Raw genomic sequence first — 17,479 nt, 5'->3', positions numbered from 1 at the left:
GCGTCCGACGCTGCCCGGAATGGCTGACTCCCCGTAACTCGCGGCAACTATAAGAGGCTTCGTGTGCGATTTGGGAAGATCTTGAGCGACGGGGATCGCGGCGGTAACGGTTCGCGAATGATCAATTCCGCTGTATGGCGGTTTTTCGGACCGTGGGGCGGGGTTCCGTACGCGCTCCGTGATGTGACGTCGGTCACGCGAGGGGTGGCGTCCCGGCCCGCCGGGGGCGCGCCGTCGCCGCTCCCGGGGCGCCGGTGACGGGCGGCGGGCGGGTCCGGTGGGAGCCGCCGGGGCAGCACGGAACCCCGAGGGCGACGGGCCGCGTACCCGCGACGCGCGCTGACGGCGCGTCACGCCGTCCGGCCGCGCGGCGGCCCGGTGCGTACCGTGGGCAGGGGGTGACGGTCCTCTGGTGGGCCGCCCCGCCCGTGCCCGACCAGGCCGTGCCGACCGAGGACCGCCCATGCCGCACTCCGTCCCCGCCCCCGAGCAGGTCCTCCGCGCCGACCTGGCCCGTGCCCTGGCCGCCGAGGTCGCGGGCGAGAGCGACTTCTCGGCCACCGCCCGCGCGCTGAACACGATGGACGCCTCCAACTACCGGCGCGTGCCGCTGGGTACGGTCGCCCCGCGCGACGCCGACGACGTGGCCGCCGCCCTCGCGGTGTGCCGCGCGTACGGCGTGCCCGTGGTCGCCCGGGGCGCGGGCACCTCGATCGCCGGGCAGGCCACCGGTACCGGCGTCGTCCTCGACTTCACCCGGCACATGAACGGCCTGCTCGCCCTCGACCCCGGGACCCGCACCGCCCGCGTCCAGCCCGGCCTGATCCTCGACCGGCTCCGCGACGCCGCCGCCCCGCACGGCCTCACCTTCGGCCCCGACCCCTCCACACACAGCCGCTGCACCCTCGGCGGCATGATCGGCAACAACTCCTGCGGCTCCCACTCCGTCGCCTGGGGCACCACCGCCGACAACGTCCACACCCTCGACGTCCGCACCTACCGCGGCACCGCCCACCACCTCACCCCCGGCGACTGGGCCGGCGCCCCCACGGGCCTGCGCGACCTCGTCGACGGCCACCTCGCCCTGCTGCGCACCGGCTACCCCGAACTGCCCCGCCGCATCTCCGGCTACGCCCTGGACGCCCTGCTCCCCGAACGCGGCCCCGACCTGCCCCGCTTCTTCTGCGGCACCGAGGGCACCCTCGGCCTGCTGACCGAGGCCACCGTCCGCCTCGTCGAGGCCCCGCCCGCCCGCGCGCTGGCCGTCCTCGGCTACGCCGACGAGTCCGCCGCCGCCGAGGCCGCCCCCGGCCTGCTCCCGTACGCCCCGCTCACCGTCGAGGGGATGGCCGCCGACCTCGTCCCCGACCCGCGCGGCCTGCCCCGGGGCGGTGCCTGGCTCTTCGTGGAGACTGGTGGCGCCACCCGCGCCGAGGCCCGCCACCACGCGGAGGCGCTCGCGCGGGCCGCCGACGCCGCGGACAGCCTCGTCGTCGACGACCCGGCCGGACAGCGCGCCCTGTGGCGGGTCCGCGAGGACGCCTCGGGCACCGCCACCCGGATGCCCGACGGCTCCGAGGCGTGGCCCGGCTGGGAGGACTGCGCGGTCCCGCCCGCCCGGCTCGGCGCGTACCTGCGCGACTTCCGCGCCCTGCTCGCCGAGCACGGCCTGCGCGGCACCCCGTACGGGCACTTCGGCGACGGCTGCATCCACGTCCGGATCGACTTCGACCTGCTCACCCCCGACGGAGTCGGCCGCTTCCGGCGCTTCTCCGAGGAACTGGCCGCGCTCGTCGTCCGGCACGGCGGCTCGCTCTCCGGCGAGCACGGCGACGGCATGGCCCGCGCCGAACTCCTCCCCGCCCTCTACGGCGACGACCTGGTACGCCTCTTCGGCGACGCCAAGGACGTCTGGGACCCCGACGGCGCCCTCAACCCCGGGGTCCTCGTCCGCCCCGCCCCTCTCGACGCCGACCTGCGCTTCGCCGTCCTCCCCGAGGCCCCCGTCCGGACCGCCTTCGCCTACCCGCACGACGACGGCGACTTCTCGGCCGCCGTCCGCCGCTGCGTCGGCGTCGCCAAGTGCCGTACGGAGACGGTCTCCGGCACCGCCGTGATGTGCCCCTCCTACCGTGCGACCGGCGAGGAGGAGCACTCCACCCGGGGCCGCGCCCGCCTCCTCCACGAGATGCTCGCCGGAGACCGCGGCGGCCTGGTCACCGACGGCTGGCGGTCGGCGGAGGTCCGCGGCGCCCTCGACCTCTGCCTCTCCTGCAAGGGCTGCCGCAGCGACTGCCCGGTCGGCGTCGACATGGCCACGTACAAGGCCGAGTTCCTCCACCACCACTACGACGGCCGCCTCCGCCCCCGCGCCCACTACGCGCTGGGCCGCCTGCCCCGCTGGCTGCGCCTCGCCGCACCGGTCACCCCGCTGCTCAACGCCGCCGCCCGGATCGGCCCGCTCGCCGCCGTGGCCAAACGCCTCGCCGGGATCGCCCCCGAACGCCCCGTCCCGCCGCTCGCCACACCGGCCGAGCGCCGCCGTGCCCGCACCACCCCCGGCCGCCGCGACGGCAGCCCCGTCCTCCTCTTCCCCGACACCTTCACCACCCACCTCACCCCCTCCGTCGAGGCCGCCGCCCGTCGCGTCCTGGACGACGCCGGACTGACCCCCCGCACCCCGGAGGGCCGCGTCTGCTGCGGCCTCACCTACGTCTCCACCGGCCAGCTCGACGCCGCCCGAAAGGTCCAGCGCGCCACCCTCGACACCCTGGAACGCGAAGGGCTCCTCGACGCCGACGACACCACCCCGCTCACCGTCCTCGAACCGAGCTGCGCCGCCGCCCTCGCCACCGACCTGCCCGAACTCCACCCGGGCGACCCGCGCGCCCACCGCCTCGCCGCCCGCGTCCGCACCTTCGCCCAGACCCTCGTCGCCGCCGACTACCAGCCGCCCCGCCTGGACCGCCCCGTCACCGGCCAGACCCACTGCCACCAGCACGCCGTCCTCGACACCGACGCCGACCGCACCCTTCGCGAACGCGCCGGCCTCACCGGCACCCTCACCGGCGGCTGCTGCGGCCTCGCCGGCAACTTCGGCTACGAACCGGGCCATTACGAGGTCTCCGTCGCCTGCGCCGAGGACCAGCTCCTCCCCGCCGTGGCCGCCGCCCCCACCGGCGCCGCCGTCCTCACCGACGGCTACTCCTGCCGCACCCAGCTCACCCAGCTCAGCGACGCCCGGCCCAGGCACCTGGCGGAGGTACTGGCGGAAGGGCTGGAGAGCGGCACCTGAGCGGAGCCGCCGCGCGGTGGCACCCGGTGCTGCCGGGCCGGCCGTGAGTGCTCAGCCCGACAGCAGCCGGCGGGACGGGCGCGACAGGGTGACGCCGAGGCGCCGCTCACGCCGCGCGGCAGGGCGCCGAGCCGCCGCAGCGCCTGACCGGGGGCGGCGCTGCCGGCTGCCTCGCGCCGGCGGCGGCCGGCCGTACGCGGGGCGTGGCCGGAGCCTGGGGCCGGCTCGTCCGGCGACACCCGCGCTGCCCGGTCACGCCTCCGCCGTGATCTCCTGCGCCAGCCTGACCAGGGCCGGGAGCGCCGGGTGGGTGGTGCGGTCGGGCCAGGCGAGGCTGACCGGGAGAGGGGGCGCGTCGGTCAGGGGGACGAAGGCGACGCCGGGGTGCGGGTGCATTCCGGGGGTGGCGGCGCTGGTGACACCCACGGCGCGGTCGGCGGCGATGACGGCCAGCCAGTCGTCGGTGTTGGCGACGGTCAGGGCGCGGGTGGGGCGGGCGGCGGCGGGCCAGAGCGTCAGGGTGGTGGTGCCGGCGACCGGGTTGAGGGCGACCGGGTGCGGGGCGAGGTCGGCCAGGCTCAGCCCGGTCCGCTCGGCGAGCGGGCTGTCGGAGGGGACGGCCGCCACCCGGTGCTCGGTGAAGAGGGTGACCGCGACCAGGCCGGGTGCCTCGACCGGGCCGCGCAGCAGCGCCGCGTCGGTCGAGCCGTCGGCCAGTCCGGCGGTGCGGTCGTCGTGGCGCAGCAGCTCCAGCGGGACGCCGGGGTGGTCGCGGCGCCAGCGGCGCAGCAGCGGGGTGGTGAAGCGTCCGGCCGCCGACCAGGAGTGGCCCAGCCGCAGCGGGCGGCTCCCGGCGCGGCCGACGTCGAGGGCGTCCTCGAAGGCGGTGACGGCGGCGGCGGCCCGTACGCGGAAGGTGTCGCCCTCCGGGGTGAGCGTCAGATGGTGGGTGGAGCGGTCGACGAGGCGTACGCCGAGCGTTCCCTCCAGGGTCGCGAGGGTGCGCGAGGCGGCCGGCTGGGTGAGGCCGAGGCGGGCGGCGGCCCGGGTGATGTTGCGCTCCTCCGCGATGGCGAGGAAGCAGCGGAGGTGGCGGAGTTCCAGGTCGCGAGGGGTACGCGCAGGGCTCATGTCTGTGGAGCATAACTGCTGTGCAGCAGGCATTTCACGGGGCGTGCGGAGGTGCGTAGCGTGGAACGGCGTGCGCGGGTCGCGGCTGCGCGGCGACACGCTCCGGCGCCCGGCGGGCGGCGAGGCGTGGGAGGTGCCCGGGAGTGACCGGCACGCGGCCGGGACGACGGGAACGAGAAGGAACCGGGCGGGGCCGGACGGGCTCGCCGGGGTCGGACGAAGGGCGGAGCAGCCGGTGAGCGGGCAGGGGACGGACGCGGTGGCGGCCGGGACGGTGGCGGCGGGAGCCGCGGTCAGCACACCGGAGGCGGCGGGCGCCGTCGGCGGTGAACGCGGTCCGCGCGTCCGGGGCCGGGGTTCCCTCGGCCCGGTCGGGCTGGTCCTCGCGGGCGGGCTCTCGGTGCAGTTCGGCGGGGCGCTGGCGGTGACGCTGATGCCGAAGGCGGGCGCGCTCGGCGTGGTCTCGATCCGGCTCGTCGTCGCCGCCCTGGTCATGATGGCGGTCTGCCGCCCCTCGGTGCGCGGCTACACGCGCGCCGACTGGGGCACCGTCCTCGCCTTCGGCGCGGCCATGGGCGGCATGAACGCCCTCTTCTACCAGTCCGTCGACCGCATTCCGCTCGGCCCCGCCGTCACCCTGGAGGTGCTGGGCCCGCTCGCCCTCTCCGTCCTCGCCTCCCGCCGCCTGATCAACGTCCTGTGGGCGCTGCTCGCCCTCTCCGGAGTCTTCCTGCTCGGCGGCAGCGGTTTCGGCGGCCTGGACCTGGCGGGCGTCGCCTTCGCCCTCGGCGCGGGCGCCTGCTGGGCGGCGTACATCCTGTTCAGCGCCGGTACGGGCCGTCGTTTCCCGCAGGCCGACGGGCTGGCGCTGGCGTTGGTCGTCGCCGCCGTGCTGGTGCTGCCGTTCGGCGTGGCCGAGGCGGGCGCGGCCCTGCTCGACCCGGTGACCCTCGCTCTGGGCGCGGGCGTCGCCCTGCTCTCCTCGGTGGTGCCGTACACGCTGGAGCTGATCGCCCTGCGCAGGCTGCCCGCCTCCACCTTCGCCGTCATGATGAGCCTGGAACCGGCCATCGCCTCCCTCGCCGGCTTCCTCGTCCTCAGCCAGGCCCTCACCGCCGTCCAGGCCGTCGCGGTCGCCCTGGTCATCGGTGCAAGTTTCGGCGCGGTCCGCACCCAGGTGGGGAGGCGGCCGAAGGGCGCCGAGGGGGCGCCGGTGGCCTCCGGCGGTCCCGGCGCGTAGCCGCCCGCGCGGCCGGGCGGGCGCGGGCGCCACGGAACCTCCCGCCCTGCCGGCCCGTCTGTCCCTGCGGAGTACGCGCAAGCGCGCGGCACGAGTGGGGAGAGGACGTCATGGCCGAGCACCTGATCAGGGCCTGCGGATGGATCGCGCGCGGGGTGGGGGCGGCCTTCGACCACCTCACGCTGCGCACCGGCGTGGGCACCCTCTCCGGCGCCGTGCGGAACGGCGTACCCCGCAAGCGGCGGTGGCGGGCGGGTCAGCCGTAGCCGTCACTCCCGTCCGCCGCGGGTGCCCAGCCGTGCGGGAGGCCGCGGACGCGTCGCGCCCGCGGTGGGCCCGCCGTCGTGCGGGCTCACGCCGTTGCCGCACCCCACCCGCGCGTCACCGACGAGTTCCGGACACCGGGCGGTCACCATGGTGAGGAGAGAGAGGAAGTGCGCCATGACCCCGTCCGACGACAGCCACCCCGACCTCGGCCCCGCCGCCATGGCGGTCGCCGCCCTGGTCGACGGTGTGACCCCGGAGCAGTTCGAGGACCCGACGCCCTGCCCCGACTACGCGGTGCGGAACCTGCTCGGCCACCTCAGCGGGCTCAGCCTCGCCTTCCGGGACGCGGCCCTGAAGAACGCGGGCCCCACCACGGACACCGACCCGGGCGCCACCCTCCCCGACCTCGGCGACGACTGGCGTGCGGTGCTGGCCGCCCGGCTCACCGAGCTTCCCGCCGCCTGGCGCAGCCCCGGCGCCTGGGAGGGCATGACCCAGGCCGGCGGTGTGACCTTCCCGGCCGCCGACGCGGGAGTGGTCGCCCTCAACGAACTGGTCGTCCACGGCTGGGACCTGGCCCGCGCCACCGGTCAGCCGTACGCCCCCGAACCGGCGGACCTGGAGGTCGCGTACACCATGCTGTCGGCGGCCACCGAGTCCGGCGCGGGCGGCGCCGGCATGTTCGGCCCGCCGGTGCCGGTGGACGAGAACGCGTCCCTGCTGGACCAGGTGGTCGGCCTGAGCGGACGCGACCCGGCGTGGACGCCCTGAGGCGGCCCCGGGCGGCCGGGGCACGGACACCACGTCAGCGGAGGGTGCGACCGCGGCCTGGCTGGTGACCCACGGCGTAGAGTCCGGCCGCCAGGGCCAGCAAGGCGGCCAGAGCAGCCTCGGGCCGGCCCGCGGGCTCCAGGAGCACTGCCCACGGGTACGGGTCGGCCGGGGTGCGCAAGCCGCAGGCCAGGGTCAGGAGCAGCCAGCCGACGGTGACGACGGCAGCCAGGGCCGCGCCACGCCAGGCGCGGGCAGCCAGGGCGATGCCGGTCAGGACGATGGTGTTGCGGGCACACGCTGTCGCCGAGGGCATGGCGAAGGTCAGGTGGAACACCGTGCCGATCAGTACCACCGTGCCGAGAGTGGTGGCGACCAGGAGGCGGTCGGCGTTCCCCACCCCCCGGACGGCGGTGGCCTCGGCCGGCGGCAGGCGGCGCTCCAGGCAGTGGAGCAGACAGACGCACACGATCAGGGGCAGGAAGTTCATCGCCTTCACCCCGGGGCTGCCGAAGACCGTCAGGGAGGGCACACGCAGGACGCTCTCGCGCACCAGCAGCAGTACCGCGTAGAGGCCGAGGCCGGCGGCGACGATCCACGGCCGGCGTGCCACTGCCCACGGGTGTCCCCAGGGGCGGCCCGGCCCGCCGCTCATCGGCGTGCCTCGGCGTGCACGCGCGGGTCGCAGCTGCTGACGGCACGCAACTGCCGCTCCAGCCAGGTGAGCTGGGCCGCGCTCGAACGGCTGCGGACCTGGTCGACCTGGCGCAGGGTGCTCGTGCCGTGCCACGTCCGTACGGTGTTCTCGGGGATGCCGGCGGCGAGTCGCAGCCACGCGGTCGCAGGCCCCGGGGATGTGCGGGGCTGGTCGTCCGGCAGGCTGGGGCAGTCGTCGTAACGCTGGATCGGCACAGGCGCGGTGGCAACCAGGTCCGTCGCGCTCAAGTCGGTGTGCGGCTCCTGGTTACGCAACCGCCAGGTGCCCGGGGCCAGTTCGGCGTCCATGGAGACCAGGCGGAGCGAGGCAGGGGTGTCCACGCCCGCAGCCGCCATCCGGGGCAGTGCCTTGCCCGCAGCGGCGCGCAGCCTCGGCAGCGATTCCTCGTACTCCCTGGGAACGCAGATTGTGGGGCTGTCGCCGGAGCAGACCTCGGCGCCCGCCCGTGGCACCGTGGGCATCTCGTATCCCGCTTCGGCCACCAGCGCCCACGCGGGCATGGCGGCGGCGACGAGGCAGCAGGCCGCCGCGACCGCCCGTACTCCGGCGAGGCGCAACGGGGCGGAGGCAGCCAGAACGGCCGTGGTCAGACCGGCGGCGACCAGTACCGGGGCGAGCATCACGGCGGGCGCGAGGCTGTCGGTGACGGTGGCGGCGTCCGTCGGCAGTCCGGTGAGGTAACGGACCCAGGGTGTCTCCAGCGTCGCGGGAATCATGGTCCACAGCGTGAAGACGGTGGCGCAGAGCGGTACGGCCACGAAGCGCGGCAGCGCGCACCCCATGCCGAAACCGACGGCCGTGGCGGCGGACTGTGCAGCCACCATCGCCGCCAGGAGCGGCACGTCCTCCCAGCGCGGCCAGGCGCCCACGTGGTGAGAGGCAAGGCCGACGGCCAGGAGATCCGCGAGAAGTACTGTGCAGGCGAGGCCGGTCAGTGCGTCGCCTGCGACGCGGTAGCGCCCCCGTGCGGATGTTCCCCGCCAGACGCCGCCCACCCGCAGTCGGCCCGCCTCCCAGGCCGCGGTCGCCGCGATCAGACCCGGCAGGGGCGCGAGCGCCCGGGCGGCGGTGAACGCACTGTCGCCCCCGAAGCCGGAGGGGGCCGACTGCCAGATCAGTGAGTAGTAGAGGGTGAGGCCGAGCATCGCCGTACCCGACCAACGCAGGGAAGAGCGGCGAAGGATGGTCAGGAATCCCATGTGCGGTTCCCGCCCGTCAGCGTGTGGTAGGCGGAATCAGCCTTGCGGCCGGGAACGGCGGCAGGGTCGGCGTGGCCCAGGAACGCGCGAACCGGCCCCTGGAAGGCGACGCGGCCCTCGTCCACCACGACCACCTGGTCATAGACCGCCTCCAGGTCCGCCGTGTCGTGGGTGGAGAGAATGACGTGGACCGATGGTGGTAGTCCCGCCAGCGCCTCGTGGAAGACGGTGCGCTGACGAGGGTCCATGCCGGCCGTCGGCTCGTCCAGGAGGAGCACGCGCGCTTCGTGGACGAGCGCCTGAGCGACACCCACCCGGCGCTGCTGGCCGCCGGAGAGGGAGCTGACCTTCTCGTCCGCCCGGTTGCCCAGCTCCACCTGGCGCAGCGCACCAAGGGCTCTCTCCCAGGCCTCGCGACGGCTCAGGCCCTTCAGCCATCCCGCGTAGGCCACCTGCTCGCGGGCGGTCAGACCCGGAACCACCGACAACTCCTGAGGCATCCAGGCCACGTTGCGCCGGTACGCGGCCAACTGGGCGCGCTTGGCCGTGGTTCGCGTCGATTCGTGACGCACTGTTCCCGCACCCGGACGCAAAGCGGAGGCGGCGAGGGCGAGGAGCGTGGACTTCCCGGCTCCGTTAGGGCCGAGCAGGACCGTGCGGCCTGTCGAGAAGGTCAGATTCAGGCGGTCGATGACGTATCGGCGGCGCCGGTAGGCGAAGGTGCATCGGTCGAACGCGATGGGCATACAGGGGTTCTTTCCGGAGGGACCCGGAGGGGGCTGCTGAGGGGCCCCCTCCGGGTGGGAATCAGTGGGCGACGCGGACCTTGCTCACATCCAGGTGGATCGTCCCTGTGCCCCCGTTGATCTTGGAAACCTTGAAGTAGGAGACGTCACCCTTGGTCATGGCCGGGAACTCCCCCACGGACGTGCCGGTCTTGCAGGCGGTGTACTTGCGTGTGGACCCGCGCTGCTCGTCCGGCCAGGCCTTTATGTGCTCCCACATTTGAACATGTGTGCTGGTGAACGCGGTGTAGCCGCTGTTCACCTTGCATTTGGTGAACTCGACCTTGGTCACCCCGGTACCACCGTCGTCCGTCCATCGGCTGGACTCGAAACCTGGAAGGGCCTGAACGATGTAGCTCTCGTACTCCCCTGCCCAGGCGTTGTTCACGACGGCGAACGGCACGAGCGCTGCTGCCGCGATGACGCCTGCCCGCCTGAGTCCTCTGTTGGCTCCGGATGTCATAACCCCTGATCCCTCCCGAGTGTCGATACTGACAGAGCGTCAGCTACCTGACTGCATGGCGAGCGGTTGATTTTTTCGTTACCCCCGCGAGATGTTCCATCAGTGGAGAGAAGGTGAAGGCGGTGCGGCCGTGAGGGCCCCCTTGTCGCCGACCGGAGAAACCTGCAAGCACGCTTGCTTGTTCCTTTTCGCGCTGCCATGCTCCCAGCACGCCGCAGTGCCCGCCGTGCCCGGGAGGAACGAGTCGTGTCCGATCCCTTGCCCGTACTGGACGACCTGGTCGCCGAGAGTGACGAACTCGACGCGTTGGTGGCCGGGTTGAGTGACGCCGAGTGGAAGGTGGCGACGCCCGCCGAAGGGTGGACCGTCGCGCACCAGGTAGCCCATCTCGCCTGGACCGACCGGGTGGCGCTGACCGCCGTCACCGATCCGGAGGCCTTCGCCGCGCATGTGGCCGAGGCGAGCGCACGGCCGTTCACCTTCGTCGACGAGGCGGCCGAGGCCCGGGCCGCCCTGCCGCCCGCCGAGTCGCTCACCGGGTGGCGCGCCGGCCGGGCCGCGCTCGACGCGGCCCTGCGGGCGGCGGAGCCGGGGACGCGGGTGCCCTGGTACGGGCCGCCGATGAGCGTGCCGTCGATGGCCACCGCCCGGCTGATGGAGACCTGGGCGCACGGGCAGGACGTGGCCGACGCCCTCGGCGTGCGGCGTGCGCCCACCGGCCGGCTCCGGCACATCGCCCGGCTGGGCTGGCGCACCCGGGACTTCGCCTACGCGATGAACGGGCTGACGCCGCCCGAGGCGCCGTTCCGGATCGAGCTGACGCCTCCGCAAGGGGAGGGCCGCTGGACGTACGGTCCGGAGGACGCGCCCCAGCGGGTGACCGGTCCGGCGCTCGACTTCTGCCTGCTCGTCACGCGCCGCGCGCACCGCGACGACCTCGCCGTGCGCGCCGAGGGGCCGGACGCGGAGCGCTGGCTGGGCCTCGCCCAGGCGTTCGCCGGGCCACCCGGCACGCCCCGGCCGCCGCGCGGGGAGACGGCGTGAGCGCCCCGCCGCCCGCGCCGCTGCGGATCGGCAACGCCTCCGGGTTCTACGGCGACCGGTTCGAGGCCCTGCGGGAGATGCTCACCGGCGGCCCCCTCGACGTGCTGACCGGCGACTACCTCGCCGAACTCACCCTGCTCATCCTCGGCCGCGACCGCCTCGCCGACCCGGGGCGCGGTTACGCCCGTACCCACCTGCGCCAACTGGAGCAGTGCCTCGGCCTCGCCCACGAGCGCGGCGTGCGGATCGTCACCAACGCGGGCGGGCTGAACCCGGCCGGACTGGCCGAGCGCATACGTCAGCTGGCGGGGAGGCTGGGCCTGCCCACGCGCGTCGCGCACGTCGAGGGGGACGATCTGTCGCACCGGCCCGGCGGCTGGGGCGAGGGTGTGCTCACCGCCAACGCCTACCTCGGGGGGTTCGGCATCGCCGCCTGCCTGCAGGCGGACGCCGACGTGGTCGTCACCGGCCGCGTCACCGACGCCGCCCTCGTCTCCGGGCCCGCCGCCGCCCACTTCGGGTGGACGCCGGACGACCACGACCAGCTCGCCGGGGCCGTCGTCGCCGGGCACCTGCTGGAGTGCGGCACCCAGGCCACCGGCGGCAACTACGCCTTCTTCACCGACCACGACCCGGCCCTCCTGCGCCGCCCCGGCTTCCCGCTCGCCGAGATCCACGCCGACGGCAGCAGCGTCCTCACCAAACACCCCGGCACCGGCGGCACCGTCACCGTCGGCACCGCCACCGCCCAGCTCCTCTACGAGACGACCGGCCCCCGGTACGCGGGCCCCGACGTCACCGCCCGCCTCGACACCGTCCGGCTCCGCCAGGAGGGCCCCGACCGGGTCCGCGTCGAGGGCGTACGCGGCGAGGCCCCGCCGCCCACCCTCAAGGCGGGCCTGACCCGGCTCGGCGGGTGGCGCAACGAGGTCGTCTTCGTGCTGACCGGGCTCGACATCGAGGCCAAGGCGGACCTCGTCCAGGCGCAGATGGGCGACGCGCTCGCGGCCGCCGGGCCGAGGGAGGTCCGCTGGGAACTGGCCCGCACCGACCACGCGGACGCCGCCACCGAGGAGACCGCCAGCGCGCTGCTCCGCCTGGTCGTCCGCGACCCCGAGCCGGAGAAGGCGGGGCGGGCCGTCAGCGGTGCCGCCGTCGAACTGGCCCTCGCCGGGTATCCGGGGTTCCACCTGACCGCGCCGCCCGGCAAGGGGTCCCCGTACGGCGTCTTCGAGGCCGTCCCCGTCGAGCGCGACCAGGTCAGCCACACCGCCGTGCTGCCCGACGGCACCCGCCTGACCGTCACCGACCCCGCCCGCACCCGCGCCCTCGCCCCGGCCCGGGAGCCGGCGCCGCCCGCGCCGCTGCCCCCGGGAGCGACCCGCCGGCTGCCCCTCGGCACCGTCGCCGGGGCCCGCAGCGGCGACAAGGGCGGCAGCGCCAACATCGGCGTGTGGGTCCGCGACCAGCGGGCGTACCGCTGGCTGGTGCACACACTCACCGTCGAGCGGCTGCGCGAACTCCTGCCGGAGACCGCCGGTCTGCCCCTCACGCGGTACGCGCTGCCCGCGCTGAACGCCGTCAACTTCCACATCGAGGGGCTGCTCGGGGAGGGCGCCGCCGCGCAGGACCGCTTCGACCCGCAGGCCAAGGGGCTCGGCGAGTGGCTGCGCGCCCGCCACGTCGACCTCCCCGAAACGCTCCTGGCCCCGCGGGCCCCGACCACGGAGGTACCGCAGTGACCGTCCTGCCCACCGCGCTGGACCCCGCCTCCGCCGAGTACGCGGCCCACCGCGAAGCCCTGCTCGGCAAGCTCGACGCGCTGGCGGCCGAGCACGCCAAGGCCCTCGCGGGCGGCGGCGAGAAGTACGTCGAACGCCACCGGAAGCGCGGCAAACTCCTCGCCCGCGAACGCGTCGAACTCCTGCTGGACGAGGACACCCCGTTCCTGGAGCTGTCGCCGCTCGCCGCCTGGGGCAGCGACTACGCGGTGGGCGCCTCGCTGATCACCGGCATCGGCACGGTCAGCGGCGTCGAATGCCTCATCACCGCCAACGACCCGACCGTGCGCGGCGGAGCCTCCAACCCGTGGACGCTGAGGAAGGCCGCGCGCGCCAACGAGATCGCCTTCGCCAACCGGCTGCCCTGCATCAGCCTCGTCGAGTCCGGCGGCGCCGACCTGCCCTCGCAGAAGGAGATCTTCATCCCCGGCGGGGCCCTCTTCCGCGACCTGACCCGACTCTCCGCCGCCGGCGTCCCCACCGTCGCCGTGGTCTTCGGCAACTCGACGGCCGGAGGCGCGTACATCCCCGGCATGTCCGACCACGTGATCATGGTCAAGGAGCGTTCCAAGGTGTTCCTCGGCGGGCCGCCGCTGGTCAGGATGGCCACCGGCGAGGAGAGCGACGACGAATCGCTGGGCGGCGCCGAGATGCACGCCCGCGTCTCCGGCCTCGCCGACCACCTCGCCGAGGACGAACCCGAGGCGCTGCTCCGCGCCCGCCGCGTCGTCGCCCGCCTCAACTGGCGCAAGGCGCACCCCGACCCGGCACCGGCCCGGGAACCGAGGTACGACCCGGAGGAACTCCTCGGCATCGTGCCCGAGGACCTGAGGACGCCGTTCGACCCGCACGAGGTCATCGCCCGCATCGTCGACGGCTCGGACTTCGACGCGTTCAAGCCGCTGTACGGACCGAGCCTCGTCACCGGCTGGGCCACGCTGCACGGCTATCCGGTCGGCGTCCTCGCCAACGCGCGGGGCGTGCTGTTCAGCGAGGAGTCGCAGAAGGCCGCCCAGTTCATCCAGCTCGCCAACCAGCGCGACGTCCCGCTGGTCTTCCTGCACAACACCACCGGCTACATGGTCGGCAAGGAGTACGAGCAGGGCGGCATCATCAAACACGGCGCCATGATGATCAACGCCGTCTCCAACTCACGCGTCCCGCACCTCTCGGTCCTCATGGGCGCCTCCTACGGCGCCGGGCACTACGGCATGTGCGGCCGCGCCTACGAGCCCCGCTTCCTCTTCGCCTGGCCCAGCGCCAAGTCCGCCGTCATGGGCCCGCAGCAGCTCGCCGGAGTCCTCTCCATCGTCGCCCGCCAGTCCGCCGCCGCCAAGGGGCGCCCCTACGACGACGAGGCGGACGCCGCGCTGCGCGCCATGGTCGAGCAGCAGATCGAGGCCGAGTCCCTGCCGGCGTTCCTCTCCGGGCGGCTCTACGACGACGGCGTCATCGACCCCCGCGACACCCGCACCGTCCTCGGCCTGTGCCTGTCCGCCGTCCACACCGCCCCCGTCGAGGGCGCCCGTGGCGGCTTCGGCGTCTTCCGGATGTGAGGCCCACACCATGACCACCACCCCCTCCCGCCATCCCGCCACGCCGGACCGGCCCCTGACCCGCGTCCTGGTCGCCAACCGGGGCGAGATAGCCCGCCGTGTCCTGCGCACTTGCCACCACCTGGGCCTGACCACCGTCGCCGTCTACGCCGACCCCGACGCCTCGGCCGCCCACGTCCGCGAGGCCGGCGCCGCCGTGCGGCTCCCCGGCGACGCCCCCGCCGACACCTACCTGCGCGGCGACCTCGTCATCGCCGCCGCCCGCGCCGCCGGAGCCGACGCCGTCCACCCCGGCTACGGCTTCCTCTCCGAGAACGCCGCCTTCGCCCGCGCCGTGCGGGACGCCGGGCTCATCTGGATCGGCCCCGACCCCGAGGCGATCGAGGCGATGGCCTCCAAGACGCGCGCCAAGAGACTCATGGCCGACGCCGGAGTGCCGCTGCTCGGCCCGCTCGATCCCGGCGCCGTCACCGAGGCCGACCTGCCCGTCCTCGTCAAGGCGGCCGCGGGCGGCGGCGGACGCGGCATGCGCGTCGTCGACGCCCTCGACGAACTGCCCGCCGCCCTGGAGGCGGCCGCCGCCGAGGCCCTCTCCGCCTTCGGTGACGGCGAGGTCCTCGTCGAGCCCTACCTGCCGTCGGGCCGCCATGTCGAGGTGCAGATCCTCGGCGACCGGCACGGCACCGTCCTCGCGCTCGGCACCCGCGACTGCTCCCTCCAGCGCCGCCACCAGAAGGTCATCGAGGAAGCCCCCGCCCCGGGCCTTGCCGACGCCCTGCGCGCGCGGCTCCACGAGGCCGCCACCGCCGCCGCCCGCGCCATCGGCTACACCGGCGCCGGCACCGTCGAGTTCCTCGTCGCCGACGGCCAGGCGTACTTCCTGGAGATGAACACCCGCCTCCAGGTCGAGCACCCCGTCACCGAGGCCGTCCACGGCGTCGACCTGGTCGCCCTGCAACTCGCCGTCGCCGAGGGCCAGGCACTGCCGGCCGCGCCGCCCCCGGCCCACGGCCACGCCGTCGAGGCCCGCCTGTACGCCGAGGACCCGGCCGCCGGCTGGGCCCCGCAGACCGGCACCGTCCACCGCCTCGACGTGCCCGGTGCCGACCGCGCCCACCTGCCCGGCCGCGAACCGGCCCCCCTGCGGCTCGACGCGGGCTACGAGGCCGGGGACACCGTCGGCGTCCACTACGACGCGATGCTCGCCAAGGTCATCGCCTGGGGCCCCACCCGCGCCGCCGCCGTCCGCCGTCTGGCCGGCGCCCTCGCCCGGGCCCGCCTGCACGGCCCGGCCACCAACCGCGACCTGCTCGTCCGCTCCCTGGAACACCCCGACTTCCGCACCCTCGCCGGACTCGACACCGCCTTCTACACCCGCCACCTCGGCACCCTCACCCGTGCCGCGGACGACGGCCGCCACGCCGCCGTCGCGGCCGCCCTCGCCGACGCCGCCCAGGCCGCCGCGGGCTCCCGGCTCGCCGCCGGAGCCTGGCGCAACCTCCGCTCCGAGGACCCCGTACGCCGCTACCGCGCCGACGACGGTACGGAGTACGAGATCCGCTACCGGCCCGGCCGCCACCACTGGACCCTGCCCGAGGCCGGCGACCCGCGGGTCGTCTCCGTCGCACCGGACGGCGTCGTCCTCGCCGACGGGGCCGAGGCGGGCGGCGTCGAGCGGCGGTACGCGGTCAGCCGGGCCGGCGGGCGCGTCCACGTCGACGGGCCGCACGGCGGCCGGAGCCTCACCCCCGTCCCCCGCCACCCCGACACCGCCCCCCGGCAGGCCCCCGGCTCGCTGCTCGCCCCGATGCCCGGCACCGTCGTCCGCGTCGCCGACGGCCTCGCCGAAGGCGGCGCCGTCACCGAAGGCCAGCCCCTCGTCTGGCTGGAGGCGATGAAGATGGAGCACTGCATCCTCGCCCCCGCCTCCGGCACCCTCACCGCGCTCCACGCCCGCCCCGGCCACCAGGTCGAGGTCGGCGCCCTGCTCGCCGTCGTCCAGGAGGAACCAGCGTGACCACCACCGCCACCCTGATCGAGTCCGAGGAACTGCGCGACCTGCGCGCCGCCGTCGCCGCCCTCGGAGCCAAGCACGGACCCGACGCCGACCCCGCCGCCGTCTGGGCCGAGGCGGGGAAACTCGGCCACCTCGGCGTCAACCTCCCCGAGGAGTACGGCGGCGGAGGCGGCGGCATCACCGAACTCGCCCTGGTCCTGGAGGAGATGGGCGCCGCCGGCTGCCCCCAGCTCATGATGATCGTGTCGCCCGCGATCTGCGGGACCGTCATCGCCCGGTTCGGCACCGAGGAACAGAAGCGCCGCTGGCTGCCGGGGCTCGCCGACGCCTCCCTCACCATGGCCTTCGGCATCACCGAACCCGACGCCGGCTCCAACTCGCACCGCATCACCACCACCGCCCGCCGCGACGGCGACGAGTGGGTGCTGAACGGCCGCAAGGTCTTCGTCTCCGGCGTCGACATCGCCGACGCCACCCTCATCGTCGGCCGCACCGAGGACGCCCGCACCGGCCGCCTCAAGCCCTGTCTCTTCATCGTCGACCGCGACGCGCCCGGCTTCGGACGCCGGCACATCGAGATGGAGATCGACGCCGCCGAGAAGCAGTTCGAACTGACCCTGGACGACGTGCGGCTCCCCGCCGACCGGCTCGTCGGCGACGAGGACGCGGGCCTCCTCCAGCTCTTCGCCGGACTCAACCCCGAACGCGTCATGACCGCCGCCTTCGCCCTCGGCATGGGCCGCCACGCGCTGGCCAAGGCCGTCGCCTACGCCAAGGAACGCACCGTCTGGAAGGCCCCCATCGGCTCCCACCAGGCCATCGCCCACCCCCTGGCCCAGGCCCACATAGAGCTGGAGCTGGCCAAGCTGATGATGCAACGCGCCGCCGCGCTCTACGACGCGGGCGACGACTTCGGCGCGGGGGAGGCCGCCAACATGGCGAAGTACGCGGCCGGCGAGGCGTGCGTGCGCGCCGTCGACCAGGCCGTGCACACCCTCGGCGGCAACGGTCTCACCCGCGAGTACGGCCTGGCCCGCCTCATCACCGGTGCCCGCGTCGCCCGCATCGCCCCTGTCAGCCGCGAGATGATCCTCAACTTCGTCTCCCACAGCAGCCTCGGCCTCCCCAAGTCCTACTGACCCGCGCCAGGGCGGTGTGCGTGCCCCGCCCCGCCCGTACGGCCCGACCCGCTCCCGCCCGCCCCGACCCGAG

At 75.0% G+C, this 17,479-nt stretch carries 14 protein-coding genes; 9 read left to right on the top strand and 5 right to left on the bottom strand.

Annotation, left to right across the window (positions count from 1 at the left end; translation table 11 throughout):
* The first annotated feature begins 463 nt into the window (after nt 1-463).
* Nucleotides 464-3,295: an FAD-binding and (Fe-S)-binding domain-containing protein gene (locus Sdia_RS02365; RefSeq protein WP_189500120.1), complete on the top strand. Its 2,832-nt coding sequence runs from the start codon at nt 464-466 to the stop codon at nt 3,293-3,295.
* Nucleotides 3,296-3,547: 252 nt separating this feature from the next.
* Here Sdia_RS02365 and Sdia_RS02360 read toward each other — a convergent pair whose 3' ends face one another.
* Nucleotides 3,548-4,426 (bottom strand): LysR family transcriptional regulator, encoded by an 879-nt coding sequence (locus Sdia_RS02360; protein WP_100456198.1) that lies wholly within the window; start codon nt 4,424-4,426, stop codon nt 3,548-3,550.
* Nucleotides 4,427-4,661: 235 nt separating this feature from the next.
* Between Sdia_RS02360 and Sdia_RS02355 the strand changes: the two genes are divergently transcribed.
* The 3 genes from Sdia_RS02355 to Sdia_RS02345 all read left to right on the top strand — a co-directional run bounded on the left by Sdia_RS02355 (nt 4,662) and on the right by Sdia_RS02345 (nt 6,704).
* On the top strand, nt 4,662-5,666 hold the full coding sequence (locus Sdia_RS02355) for an EamA family transporter (RefSeq protein WP_100456197.1): 1,005 nt from the start codon (nt 4,662-4,664) through the stop codon (nt 5,664-5,666).
* Between the two features lie 110 nt (nt 5,667-5,776).
* On the top strand, nt 5,777-5,932 hold the full coding sequence (locus Sdia_RS02350) for a hypothetical protein (protein ID WP_164494966.1): 156 nt from the start codon (nt 5,777-5,779) through the stop codon (nt 5,930-5,932).
* 175 nt (nt 5,933-6,107) lie between these two features.
* Nucleotides 6,108-6,704, top strand: coding sequence for a TIGR03086 family metal-binding protein (locus Sdia_RS02345; protein WP_100456196.1), 597 nt, complete (start codon nt 6,108-6,110; stop codon nt 6,702-6,704).
* A gap of 34 nt (nt 6,705-6,738) precedes the next feature.
* On the opposite strand, the gene Sdia_RS02340 is transcribed toward Sdia_RS02345, so the two are convergent.
* The 4 genes from Sdia_RS02340 to Sdia_RS02325 form a co-directional block, all read right to left on the bottom strand.
* Nucleotides 6,739-7,317, bottom strand: a complete 579-nt coding sequence (locus Sdia_RS02340) for a hypothetical protein (protein ID WP_191835334.1) — start codon at nt 7,315-7,317, stop codon at nt 6,739-6,741.
* Nucleotides 7,318-7,355: 38 nt separating this feature from the next.
* Nucleotides 7,356-8,621 carry a DUF7224 domain-containing protein gene (locus tag Sdia_RS02335; protein WP_124287570.1) on the bottom strand — a complete coding sequence of 422 codons (1,266 nt, stop codon included), beginning with the start codon at nt 8,619-8,621 and terminating at the stop codon, nt 7,356-7,358.
* Nucleotides 8,609-9,367 carry an ATP-binding cassette domain-containing protein gene (locus Sdia_RS02330; RefSeq protein WP_100456193.1) on the bottom strand — a complete coding sequence of 253 codons (759 nt, stop codon included), beginning with the start codon at nt 9,365-9,367 and terminating at the stop codon, nt 8,609-8,611. Before Sdia_RS02330 ends, Sdia_RS02335 begins: the two co-directional genes overlap by 13 nt.
* Before the next feature lie 61 nt (nt 9,368-9,428).
* Entirely contained in the window at nt 9,429-9,869 is a 441-nt protein-coding gene (locus Sdia_RS02325; protein ID WP_124287571.1) for a hypothetical protein, read from the bottom strand.
* 246 nt (nt 9,870-10,115) lie between these two features.
* Between Sdia_RS02325 and Sdia_RS02320 the strand changes: the two genes are divergently transcribed.
* The 5 genes from Sdia_RS02320 to Sdia_RS02300 all read left to right on the top strand — a co-directional run bounded on the left by Sdia_RS02320 (nt 10,116) and on the right by Sdia_RS02300 (nt 17,406).
* Nucleotides 10,116-10,913, top strand: a complete 798-nt coding sequence (locus tag Sdia_RS02320) for a TIGR03084 family metal-binding protein (RefSeq protein ID WP_115067790.1) — start codon at nt 10,116-10,118, stop codon at nt 10,911-10,913.
* Nucleotides 10,914-10,990: 77 nt separating this feature from the next.
* A complete protein-coding gene (locus Sdia_RS02315) occupies nt 10,991-12,655 on the top strand; it encodes an acyclic terpene utilization AtuA family protein (protein WP_229830980.1) in 1,665 nt (554 codons plus the stop codon).
* Nucleotides 12,652-14,250 (top strand): acyl-CoA carboxylase subunit beta, encoded by a 1,599-nt coding sequence (locus Sdia_RS02310; RefSeq protein ID WP_100456189.1) that lies wholly within the window; start codon nt 12,652-12,654, stop codon nt 14,248-14,250. Before Sdia_RS02315 ends, Sdia_RS02310 begins: the two co-directional genes overlap by 4 nt.
* Nucleotides 14,251-14,260: 10 nt before the next feature.
* Nucleotides 14,261-16,267, top strand: a complete 2,007-nt coding sequence (locus Sdia_RS02305) for an acetyl/propionyl/methylcrotonyl-CoA carboxylase subunit alpha (protein WP_189500118.1) — start codon at nt 14,261-14,263, stop codon at nt 16,265-16,267.
* Nucleotides 16,264-17,406: an acyl-CoA dehydrogenase family protein gene (locus Sdia_RS02300; protein WP_115067793.1), complete on the top strand. Its 1,143-nt coding sequence runs from the start codon at nt 16,264-16,266 to the stop codon at nt 17,404-17,406. The genes Sdia_RS02305 and Sdia_RS02300 overlap by 4 nt, the downstream gene beginning before the upstream one ends.
* Nucleotides 17,407-17,479: the final 73 nt, after the last annotated feature.

Origin of the sequence: Streptomyces diastaticus subsp. diastaticus (assembly GCF_011170125.1) — a bacterium.
GTDB classification, from domain to species: Bacteria; Actinomycetota; Actinomycetes; order Streptomycetales; family Streptomycetaceae; genus Streptomyces; species Streptomyces diastaticus.
The sequence above is the reverse complement of the archived record's forward strand: the minus strand, read 5'-3'. Positions and strand labels throughout refer to the sequence as shown.